This is a genomic window from Streptomyces sp. NPDC031426, from assembly GCF_055581585.1.
Genome location: NZ_JBVIJE010000004.1, coordinates 72,613 through 83,600, shown reverse-complemented (window position 1 = coordinate 83,600; position 10,988 = coordinate 72,613). Strand labels below are relative to the sequence as shown.

Sequence of the window (10,988 nt, the reverse complement as noted above, 5' to 3'; positions counted from 1 at the left end):
CGCAACCGCCGACGGCACCGGAAACGCCGTCGGACAGGCCGGGGCCGTCACGGATCCCGCCCCCGCCGGGGGTCCGGCGCTGGGCCGTGTGGCGGATACCCGGTGTCCTGCCGGTGCTGCTCGGCTCTCTGCCCGGGCTGGTGGCCGTTCTCGTGCTGGCCCTGTGCCCCACCGGCGTCGAGGGCTCCGCCGTGGCCCGCTTCGACCGGCCCGTCCCGGCCCGCGCCCCGGTCACCCACCGCGCCCCCCGGCCGCACATCGTGCCCCGCTCCGTCTGGCTGGGCGCCGCCGCGCGCACCCAGCCGCCGCCGCGCTACGACGACAAGGTGGTCGCCGTCTTCCTGCACCACACCGACTCGCCGAGCGACTACGACTGCGCGGACGCGCCGGAGATCATCCGCCGCCTGTACGCCGGCCAGACCGGCGTCCGGAACTGGGACGACATCGGCTACAACTTCCTCGTCGACCGCTGCGGCACCATCTACGAAGGCCGCGCCGGAGGCGTCGACCGGGCGGTCACCGGCGCCCACACCCAGGGCTTCAACCACCGCACCGTCGGCATCGCCGCCATCGGCACCTTCACCGCGGGCGTGCCCGTGCCCCGGGCCATGACCGACGCGATCGCGGCGCTGGCCGCCTGGAAGCTCGGCCTGGCCGGCATCGACCCGCGGGCCAGCGTCCGGCTGGTCTCCAGCAACAGCCTCAGCCGCTACCAGGCCGGCACCAAGGTCACCCTGCCCGTCCTGGCCGGCCACAACGCCGGGTTCATGACCAGCTGCCCCGGCGCCGCGCTCACCGCCCGGCTCCCCGAGATCAGGGAGCAGGCCGCGCGCCGGCAGGGCCGGACCACTCCGGTATGGCCCATAGGAACCCCCTAGGTGCCACGCAGCCCGCTCCGAGCCACGCGCCCTACGGTCGTGGACGTCACAAGCCGACTGGAGGCGGGGTTCATGAAGAACAGTCGTACGGGTGAAAAGTCCACGGCCGCGAGCACGGCCGAGAGCACGGAGCGGGCGCGCTGGACGCGGACCGCGCGCGGCCCCTGGGTGGTGCTCAGCGCGGTCGCGACCGTCGTCCTCGGCCCGGCCGCGGCCACCGCGTCCGCCCTCGACCAGGCCAACGCCGCGCCGCTGCACCACGCGGTGCGTGCCGACCAGCCGCAGGCGCATCTGCCGGCCGACAGCCTCCGCAGGCGCACGGTCGGCTGAGCCGGGGCCGGCTACTCCCGGAAGCGGTCCCACAGCCGGGGGAACCGTGCGGCGAGCTCCCGCTCGTTCTCGAAGTCCACCGGCGAGCCCTCCGGTTCGGCGGGCGCCGGGGCGATGCCCAGATCGGGCGCGACGGTGCCGGTCAGCTGCTCGTAGGCCTCGTCCGCCGCGTAGCCCAGCTCCTCGCCGTCGCCGTCGATCTCCTCGTCGAACTCGTCCAGCAGCTCCGCCAGCGCGTCGGGATCGTGCAGGGCGCCCTCGTAAACCTCCCGGCCCTGGCCGATCAGCCAGCAGCGGAAGAAGTCGAAGGCGTCGTCGCTGGCCCCGTCCAGCAGCAGCCAGGCCGCGCCCCACAGGTCCCAGCGGTAGGCGCGGTTGTAGCGGGCCTCGAAGTGACGGGCGAAGTCCAGGATCAGATCGGGGTCCAGCTGGAGCAGCCGGTCCACGAGCACGTCGGCCTGTTCCTCGGGGTCGCCCTCGGCGGTCTCGCGGGCGGCGTCGATCAGCTCCCAGAACTCCGTCTCGTCCATCACGGCACCAGCATCGGGCCTCCACCCGTGCGACGCACGCGGAGTACGCCGGAGCACGGCGGGATCGTTATCCGGCGTCCGTACGGCCCTCGGGACGCGCACCGTCGTACAGCGCGGCCAGCCGTGCCGCGTCCCCGGCGAACCGCTCGCGCAGGCCCTTCGGCGCGAGCACCTCCGCCTCCGCGCCGAGCGCCGTCAGCTGCGCGTGCGCCACCTCCTCGGACTCCACCGGCAGCGTCACCGTCACCCAGCCGGCCCCGTCCGGCTCGCCGGCGCCGCTCAGCGCCTCGCGCGCCGACACGGGATCGACGGCGTACCGCAGCATGCGCGCTCCCTCCGGGGACAGCCGTACGACGACCTCGGCGCGCAGGATCGACCGCGCGAACCGCTCGGCCTGCTCGGCCCAGTGGCCGGGCAGATCGAAGTCCGGATCACGGGCGAACCGTTCCTCCAGCGGTGCCACCTCGGTGAACCGGTCGATCCGGTAGGTCCGGAAGCGGCCGTCGCCGGTCCGGGAGGGGCCGTCGCCGGCCACCCGTGCGCACAGGTACCAGACACCCGCCTTCAGCACGAGCCCGTACGGCTCCAGCATCCGCTCCACCTCACGCTCGCCCCGCCGGTAGCGGGCGGTGACCCGGCGGTCGTCCCACACCGCCTCCGCGACCGCCGGCAGCAGTGCGGGCGGCTCCGGCTCCCGGAACCAGGCCGGCGCGTCCAGATGGAACCGCTGGGCGGCGCTGTCCGGGGCGTCCCGCAGCGAGGGCAGCAGCGCCGCGGACACCTTCAGCCGGGCCGCGGAGGCGGCGTCCTCCAGCCCCATCTCCCGCAGCGCCCCCGGCACCCCGCTCAGGAACAGCGCCTCCGCCTCGCTCCTGGCCAGCCCCGTCAGCCGCGTCCGGTATCCGCCGACCAGCCGGTAGCCGCCGGCCCGCCCCCGGTCCGCGTACACCGGCACGCCCGCCTCGGACAGCGCCTGTGCGTCCCGGGTGACCGTCCGCTCCGACACCTCCAGCTCCCGGGCGAGTTCGGCGGCGGTCATGGACGGCCGGGACTGCAGCAGGAGCACCATCTTGATGAGCCGGGCCGCACGCATGGCGCCAGCCTGCCACGAAGCCCGCCGGCCCGGCGGCGATCTCCCACGTTGGAGGCACATGGGCAGCGGGGAAGGGAGGGGGCATGCGGGGGGAGATCCTCGACGGCCGGTACGAACTGGTCGAACGGCTGGGCCGGGGCGGCATGGGGCAGGTGTGGGCGGCCCGTGACACCCGGATGCACCGGGAGGCCGCGGTCAAGCTCGTCACCGCGCTGCCGCGGATCGGGGAGCAGAAGACCTTTCTCCGGTTCCGCCGCGAGATCAGGTCGGCGGCACAGCTGCCCGGCCGGTACACAGTCATCGCCCACGACTGCGGCGAGGCCGTCCCGGACGACGAACGCGTGCTCTATATGGTGAGGGAACGCCTGACCGGGCGGACCCTGTACGACGAGGTCGTGCAGCAACGTCCGTCCTGGCGGCGCGCCGTGGCCTGGGCACGGCAGGCTGCCACCGACTTCGGGACGAACCTCGCCAAGCGGCGCGAGCAGTCGGAGCGGGATCTGGCCGCGCGGCAGCACAAGGCGGAGAAACGGCTCACGGAGATCGAGGGGCGTGCCGAGCAACTGCGCCTGGAGGCCGAGGCCATGGTGACCGGGGCGACCGAGAAGGCCGGCCGGATCCTCTCGAACGACGCGGTGAGCGAGCTGCGGGACAAGATGGCCGCGATCATCGCCGACAGCAGGTTCACCCCGGTCGGCGGCCTGGTCGAACAACGCGCTCTGACCCTGCGTGAGCTGACCGGACTGCACGACGCGCTGTCACGCTTCGACGATCTTGAAGGCGGCTGGGAAAGGGTCGGCGGCTGAGAACGGAAGCGGCGGACAGAGGGCACCCGCACCCCTTGTCCGCCGCGACGTCGCTGACTACAGCCCGTACCTCTCCCGGGCCTCCTTGACCGCCGTGGCCTTCACCTCGCCGCGCTTGGCGAGCTGGGCCAGGGCCGCGACGACGATCGACTGGGCGTCGACGCCGAAGTGGCGGCGGGCGGCCTCACGGGTGTCCGACAGACCGAAGCCGTCGGCGCCCAGCGAGGACCAGTCCTGCTCGACCCACTGCGCGATCTGGTCCGGCACCTGGCGCATGTAGTCGGAGACGGCCAGCACCGGGCCCTCGGCGCCCTGCAGCGCCTGGCGGACGTACGGCACCCGCTCCTCGCCGCGCAGGAGTGCGGCGTCCGCGTCCATCGCGTCGCGGCGCAGCTCCGACCAGGAGGTCGCGGACCACACGTCGGCGGCCACGCCCCACTCCTCGGCGAGCAGCCTCTGGGCCTCCAGGGTCCAGTGGATCGCCGTACCGGAGCCCAGCAGCTGGATGCGCGGGGCGTTGGCGGCCGGGGACAGCCCCGCCGACTCCGCCGTGTTGAAGCGGTACAGGCCCTTGACGATGGCCTCGTCGATGCCGAGGCCGGCCGGCTTGGCGGGCTGCGGCAGCGGCTCGTTGTAGACCGTCAGGTAGTAGAAGACGTTCTGGTCCTCGCCCGGCTTGGCCTCGCCGTACATCCGGCGCAGACCCTCACGGACGATCACCGCGATCTCGTAGGCGAACGCGGGGTCGTACGACAGCGAGGCCGGGTTGGTCGCGGCGATGACCGGCGAGTGGCCGTCGGCGTGCTGCAGGCCCTCACCGGTGAGGGTCGTACGGCCCGCGGTCGCGCCGACGAGGAAGCCGCGGCCGAGCTGGTCGCCGAGCTGCCACATCTGGTCGGCGGTGCGCTGCCAGCCGAACATCGAGTAGAAGATGTAGAACGGGATCATCGCCTCGCCGTGCGTCGCGTACGCGGTGGACGCGGCGATGAAGTCGGCCATCGAACCGGCCTCGGTGATCCCCTCGTTGAGGATCTGGCCGTTCTTGGCCTCCTTGTAGTACATCAGCTGGTCGCGGTCGACCGGCTCGTACGTCTGGCCCTTGGGGGAGTAGATGCCCAGCGACGGGAACAGGCTCTCCATGCCGAAGGTGCGCGCCTCGTCGGGGACGATCGGCACCCAGCGCCTGCCCGTCTCCTTGTCGCGGACCAGGTCCTTGACCAGGCGGACGAAGGCCATGGTGGTGGCCACGTTCTGCGAGCCGGAGCCCTTGTCGAAGGCGGCGAAGGCCTTCTCCGCTGGGGCCGGCAGCGGGGCCAGCGCGTGCGTACGGCGGGCCGGGGCGGGGCCGCCGAGGGCCGCGCGGCGCTCCTGGAGGTAGCGGACCTCGGGGGAGTCGGCGCCCGGGTGGCCGTAGGGGACCACGCCGTCGACGAAGTCGCTGTCCTTGATCGGGAGGTCGAGGCGGTCGCGCATCGCCTTGAACTCGTCCACCGTCAGCTTCTTCATCTGGTGGTTGGCGTTCTTCGACGCGAAGCCCTCGCCGAGGGTGTGGCCCTTGACCGTCTGGGCCAGGATCACGGTCGGCGCGCCCTTGTGCTCGACGGCGGCCTTGTACGCGGCGTAGACCTTGCGGGCCTCGTGACCGCCGCGCGAGAGGTGGAAGCACTCCAGGATCTTGTCGTCGCTCAGCAGCTTCGCCATCTCGGCGAGCGCCGGGTCCTTGCCGAAGAAGTCGGCGCGGATGTAGGCGGCGTCGCGGGTCTGGTACGTCTGGATCTGCGCGTCCGGTACCTCGCGCAGCCGGCGTACGAGCGCGCCGGTGGTGTCGAGCTGGAACAGCTCGTCCCAGGCCGTGCCCCACAGCGTCTTGATGACGTTCCAGCCGGCGCCGCGGAACTGGGCCTCCAGCTCCTGCACGATCTTGAAGTTGGCGCGGACCGGGCCGTCGAGGCGCTGCAGGTTGCAGTTGATGACGAAGGTGAGGTTGTCCAGCTCTTCACGGGCGGCGAGCGCGAGGGCCGCCGTCGACTCCGGCTCGTCCATCTCGCCGTCGCCGAGGAACGCCCACACGTGCGAGGACGAGACGTCCTTGATGCCGCGGTTGGTGAGGTAGCGGTTGAAGCGCGCCTGGTAGATGGCGGAGAGCGGGCCGAGGCCCATCGACACCGTCGGGAACTCCCACAGCCAGGGCAGGCGGCGCGGGTGCGGGTACGACGGCAGGCCGTTGCCGCCGGCCTCCTGGCGGAAGTTGTCCAGGTGCGCCTCGTTCAGGCGGCCGTCGAGGAAGGCACGGGCGTAGATGCCGGGGGAGGCGTGGCCCTGGATGTACAGCTGGTCGCCGGAGCCGACCGCGTCTTTGGACTCCTTGCCCTTGAAGAAGTGGTTGAAGCCCGTCTCGTAGAGCCACGCGGCGGAGGCGAAGGTGGCGATGTGGCCGCCGACGCCGTGCTTGCTGCCCCGGGTCACCATCGCGGCCGCGTTCCAGCGGTTCCAGGCGGTGATCCGGGCCTCCATCTCCGGGTCGCCGGGCAGGGCCGGCTCGGCGGAGGTGGGGATGGTGTTGACGTAGTCCGTCTCGAGGAGCTTCGGCAGCGCGATGCCGCCCGCCTCGGCGCGCTCCAGCGTGCGGCGCATCAGGTACGCGGCGCGGTGCGGCCCGGCCTCCCTGGCGACGGCGTCGAGGGAGGCCTGCCACTCGGCGGTCTCCTCCGGATCGCGGTCGGGGAGCTGGTCGAGCGCGCTCGGCTGGATGGCGTTGGGGTCGGTCATGTCGCCGCCTTCCTCAGTCGAAGGGGGTTCCCTCATCGGTAAGGGTTCGGGGGTGCCCTAGGTCTTTGGCAGGACAGGGCTGGGACTTCGGTGGAAGTCCGTCGGCGACTGTAACTCCCTGATCGATGATCGATCAAAGGGTTGAGGGGGAAAAAGTCTCGATTCCGAGAAAGTCGGCACGCGGTGCCTTGGGTGATGGCACCCGGTGACGCGATTTCGCCTTGTTTTCGCAGGTCGAGCGGCGTTTGAGCGTGGGTCCGCTCGGCTGAATCAAGCGCGCGGCGCGCAGCCCAGAACGTGCGCCTTCACGATCTCCGCGATGCGCGGGTCCCGCCGCTTGAAGGCGGCCACCAGCTCCTCGTGCTCCTCCGCGTACGACTGCTGGACCGTGCCCAGCCAGCGGATCGACAGTGCCGTGAAGACCTCGATGCCCAGGCCCTCCCAGGTGTGCAGCAGCACCGAGTTGTGCGCGGCCCGCACGAGTGCGCGGTGGAAGCCGACGGTGTGGCGGACCTGGGCGGTGCCGTCGGCCTTGCGGTCGGCCTCGTACAGCGCCAGGACGTGCGGCTCCAGGGCCGAGCAGTCCTCGGCGAGGCGTTCGGCCGCCAGCTCGGCCGCGATGGCCTCCAGGCCGGCCCGGACGGGGTAGCTCTCCTCCAGGTCGGCCGCCGTCAGGTTCCGTACCCGCACGCCCTTGTTCGGCGCGGACTCGATCAGCCGCAGGGACTCCAGCTCGCGCAGGGCCTCACGGACCGGCGTCTGGCTGACCTCCAGCTCCGTGGCGATCCGGCGCTCCACGATCCGCTCGCCCGGCTGCCAGCGCCCGCTGACGATTCCCTCCACGATGTGCTCGCGGATCTGTTCGCGCAGCGAGTGGACGACGGGCGCGGTCATGGAGGCTCCTTAGGGAGGGCTGACGTTTAGACAATAAGGCCGGACGCTCCGGTTGGAAGGGCGCGTGGGGTGCTTTGGCGCAGGTGAGACGAGGCTTACACGCAAGGCGCGCCGACAAACACGAACACCCCGCCCGGAAAGCTCCGGACGGGGCGCCGTACTGCCGAAGGGGCGTCAGAGGCCGAGCTCGACCTCGAACTCACCCGCCTCCAGGATCGCCTTGACCGCCGTCAGGTAACGGGCCGCGTCGGCGCCGTCGACCAGGCGGTGGTCGTAGGAGAGGGTCAGGTAGGTCATGTCGCGGACGCCGATGACCGTGCCCTCCTCGGTCTCGATGACGGCCGGACGCTTGACCGTGGCACCGATGCCGAGGATCGCGACCTGGCCCGGCGGCACGATGATCGTGTCGAACAGCGCGCCGCGCGAACCGGTGTTGGAGATGGTGAAGGTCGCGCCGGACAGCTCGTCCGGGGTGATCTTGCTGGCGCGGACCTTGCCTGCCAGCTCCGCCGTGGCCTTGGCGATGCCCGCGATGTTGAGGTCGCCGGCGTGCTTGATGACCGGAGTCATCAGGCCCTTCTCGGAGTCCACCGCGATACCGATGTTCTCGGTGTCGAAGTAGGTGATCGTGCCCTCGGCCTCGTTGATCTTGGCGTTGATGACCGGGTGGGCCTTCAGCGCCTGCGCGGCGGCCTTCACGAAGAACGGCATCGGGGAGAGCTTGACGCCCTCACGGGCCGCGAACGAGTCCTTCGCCTGGCCGCGCAGCTTCATCAGGCGGGTGACGTCGACCTCGACGACCGACGACAGCTGGGCCTGCTCGTGCAGCGCCTTGACCATGTTGTCGCCGATGACCTTGCGGATGCGAGGCATCTTGACGGTCTGGCCGCGCAGCGGGGAGACCTCCAGCGCCGGGGCCTTCTTCGCGGCGGCGGCCGGAGCGGCGGCGGCCGGAGCCGGGGCAGCGGCGGCGGCCTTCGCGGCCTCGGCGGCGGCGATGACGTCCTGCTTGCGGATACGGCCGCCGACGCCGGTGCCCTTGACGGTGGCCAGGTCGACGCCGTTCTCGGCGGCGAGCTTGCGCACCAGCGGGGTCACGTAGGCGCCCTCGTCGGTCGCCTGGGTGGCGGTCGGGTGGGTCGGCGCGGTGGCCGGGGTGACCGGAGCCGGAGCCGGGGCGGGCGCCGGAGCCGGGGCCGCGGGGGCGACCGGGGCCGGGGCGGCAGCGGCGGGGGCCGGAGCCGGAGCGGCCGGAGCCGCGGGGGCAGCCGGGGCCGGGGCCGGAGCGGCCGGGGCAGCGGCGGCGGGGGCCGGAGCCGGGGCGGCCGGAGCCGGAGCGGCGGCCGGGGCGGCACCCGGGGCGCCGATGACGGCGAGCTTGGCGCCGACCTCGGCGGTCTCGTCCTCGTTCACCACGATCTCCAGCAGCACGCCGGAGGCGGGCGCCGGGATCTCGGTGTCGACCTTGTCCGTGGAGACCTCGAGCAGCGGCTCGTCGGCCTCGACGGAGTCGCCGACCGACTTCAGCCAGCGGGTGACGGTGCCCTCGGTGACGGACTCACCGAGCGCGGGCAGGACCACGTCCGTGCCGGTGGCGCCACCGGCCGGGGCGGCGGGGGCCGCCGGGGCCTCGGGAGCCGGGGCGGGGGCCGGAGCCTCGGCCACCGGGGCGGCGGGGGCCGGAGCCGGCGCCGGAGCCTCGGCAGCGGCGGGGGCCGGGGCGGCCGCGGGGGCGCCGGTGCCGTCGTCGATCACGGCCAGCTCGGCGCCGACCTCGACCGTCTCGTCCTCGGCGACCTTGATGGAGGACAGCACACCGGAGACGGGCGAGGGGATCTCGGTGTCGACCTTGTCGGTCGACACCTCCAGCAGCGGCTCGTCGGCCTCGACGCGCTCGCCCTCGGCCTTCAGCCAGCGGGTGACAGTGCCCTCGGTGACGCTCTCACCGAGCGCCGGAAGGGTTACGGAAACCGCCATGGTTTCGGTTGCTCCTAACGAATTGCGGAAGTCTGTGTCGTCGCGCCCGTGGACCGAGGGCTCAGTCGTGGGAGTGCAGCGGCTTGCCGGCCAGGGCAAGGTGCGCCTCGCCGAGCGCCTCGTTCTGCGTCGGGTGGGCGTGGATGAGCTGGGCGACCTCGGCCGGCAGCGCCTCCCAGTTGTAGATCAGCTGGGCCTCGCCGACCTGCTCACCCATGCGGTCGCCGACCATGTGGACGCCGACCACGGCACCGTCCTTGACCTGGACGAGCTTGATCTCGCCCGCGGTCTTCAGGATCTTGCTCTTGCCGTTGCCCGCCAGGTTGTACTTCAGAGCGACGACCTTGTCCGCGCCGTAGATCTCCTTCGCCTTGGCCTCGGAGATACCGACGGAGGCGACCTCCGGGTGGCAGTACGTCACCCGCGGAACACCGTCGTAGTCGATCGGAACGACCTTCAGACCGGCCAGACGCTCCGCCACCAGGATGCCCTCGGCGAAGCCGACGTGCGCGAGCTGGAGCGTCGGGACGAGGTCACCGACGGCGGAGATGGTCGGAACGTTGGTGCGCATGTACTCGTCGACGAGGACGTAACCGCGGTCCATGGCGACCCCGGCCTCCTCGTAGCCCAGGCCCTGCGAGACCGGGCCACGGCCGACGGCGACGAGGAGGACCTCGGCCTCGAACTCCTTGCCGTCCGCCAGGGTGACCTTCACGCCGTCCTGGGTGTACTCGGCCTTCTGGAAGAAGGTGCCGAGGTTGAACTTGATGCCGCGCTTGCGGAACGCGCGCTCAAGAAGCTTCGAAGAGTTCTCGTCCTCGACCGGGACGAGGTGCTTCAGGCCCTCGATGATCGTGACGTCCGAACCGAAGGACTTCCACGCCGAGGCGAACTCGACGCCGATGACACCGCCGCCCAGGATGATCGCGGACTTCGGCACGCGGTCCAGGACGAGGGCGTGGTCGGAGGAGATGATCCGGTTGCCGTCGATCTCCAGGCCCGGCAGCGACTTCGGCACGGAGCCGGTCGCCAGCAGGACGTGGCGGCCCTGGATGCGCTGGCCGTTCACGTCGACGGAGGTGGGGGAGGACAGACGCCCCGCACCCTCGATGTACGTCACCTTCCGGGACGCGATGAGACCCTGCAGACCCTTGTACAGGCCCGAGATCACGTCGTCCTTGTACTTGTGGACGGCCGGGACGTCGATGCCCTCGAAGGTGGCCTTGACGCCGAACTGCTCGCTCTCGCGGGCCTGGTCGGCGATCTCGCCCGCGTGCAGCAGGGCCTTGGTGGGGATGCAACCCCGGTGCAGGCAGGTGCCGCCGACCTTGTCCTTCTCGATCAGGGCGACGTCCAGGCCCAGCTGCGCCCCGCGCAGGGCCGCGGCGTAACCACCGCTACCACCGCCGAGGATCACTAGGTCGAAAACGGTGCTGGCGTCGTTCGCCACGTCACGTCCTCCATGCATGTGCGCCTTGCGCCGATCTCCTGTGACCGGCGGGCGGCTGGTGTCCGGCCGCTTGATGCTTCGGCCCTTCGGTGGGGGCCCTGTCCTGCCGGGCTCCATCTTTGCACTTGTTCGAGACGAACGATGCGCCGGGCTGGAGTGTGAGACGTCCCACGTTCACTTGGCACGAACGGGGAAGCGGCCGACACAGAGGGGCGTGGGGAACTGCGCGAACATGCCCCACGCCCCCGCGGCCGTCACTCG

Annotated in this window: 8 protein-coding genes and 1 pseudogene; 3 read left to right on the top strand and 6 right to left on the bottom strand. The window is 71.8% G+C overall.

Annotated features, from left to right (window positions below):
• The first annotated feature begins 53 nt into the window (after positions 1–53).
• Positions 54–878: a peptidoglycan recognition protein family protein gene (locus ACZ5NH_RS08565; protein WP_468774220.1), complete on the top strand. Its 825-nt coding sequence runs from the start codon at positions 54–56 to the stop codon at positions 876–878.
• A gap of 72 nt (positions 879–950) precedes the next feature.
• On the top strand, positions 951–1,208 hold the full coding sequence (locus ACZ5NH_RS08560) for a hypothetical protein (protein WP_468773629.1): 258 nt from the start codon (positions 951–953) through the stop codon (positions 1,206–1,208).
• A gap of 11 nt (positions 1,209–1,219) precedes the next feature.
• Here the strand turns inward: ACZ5NH_RS08560 and ACZ5NH_RS08555 are convergent, their stop codons facing one another.
• The gene (locus tag ACZ5NH_RS08555; RefSeq protein ID WP_388622321.1) at positions 1,220–1,738 is read right to left on the bottom strand and encodes a DUF4240 domain-containing protein; all 519 of its coding nucleotides are present in this window, start codon (positions 1,736–1,738) and stop codon (positions 1,220–1,222) included.
• A 67-nt stretch (positions 1,739–1,805) separates the two neighbouring features.
• The gene (locus tag ACZ5NH_RS08550) at positions 1,806–2,831 is read right to left on the bottom strand and encodes a helix-turn-helix transcriptional regulator (RefSeq protein WP_468773627.1); all 1,026 of its coding nucleotides are present in this window, start codon (positions 2,829–2,831) and stop codon (positions 1,806–1,808) included.
• A gap of 428 nt (positions 2,832–3,259) precedes the next feature.
• On the opposite strand from ACZ5NH_RS08550, the pseudogene ACZ5NH_RS08545 reads away from it, so the two are divergent.
• Positions 3,260–3,637 (top strand): annotated as a pseudogene (locus tag ACZ5NH_RS08545) (hypothetical protein); the annotation flags it as partial.
• 57 nt (positions 3,638–3,694) lie between these two features.
• Here ACZ5NH_RS08545 and aceE read toward each other — a convergent pair.
• The 4 genes from aceE to lpdA form a co-directional block, all read right to left on the bottom strand.
• Entirely contained in the window at positions 3,695–6,406 is a 2,712-nt protein-coding gene (gene aceE / locus ACZ5NH_RS08540; protein WP_468773625.1) for a pyruvate dehydrogenase (acetyl-transferring), homodimeric type, read from the bottom strand.
• Positions 6,407–6,676: 270 nt separating this feature from the next.
• A complete protein-coding gene (locus ACZ5NH_RS08535) occupies positions 6,677–7,300 on the bottom strand; it encodes a GntR family transcriptional regulator (RefSeq protein ID WP_388621605.1) in 624 nt (207 codons plus the stop codon).
• A 174-nt stretch (positions 7,301–7,474) separates the two neighbouring features.
• The gene (sucB, locus tag ACZ5NH_RS08530; RefSeq protein WP_468773623.1) at positions 7,475–9,277 is read right to left on the bottom strand and encodes a 2-oxoglutarate dehydrogenase, E2 component, dihydrolipoamide succinyltransferase; all 1,803 of its coding nucleotides are present in this window, start codon (positions 9,275–9,277) and stop codon (positions 7,475–7,477) included.
• Between the two features lie 61 nt (positions 9,278–9,338).
• Entirely contained in the window at positions 9,339–10,727 is a 1,389-nt protein-coding gene (gene lpdA, locus ACZ5NH_RS08525; RefSeq protein ID WP_388621601.1) for a dihydrolipoyl dehydrogenase, read from the bottom strand.
• Positions 10,728–10,988 lie beyond the last annotated feature (261 nt).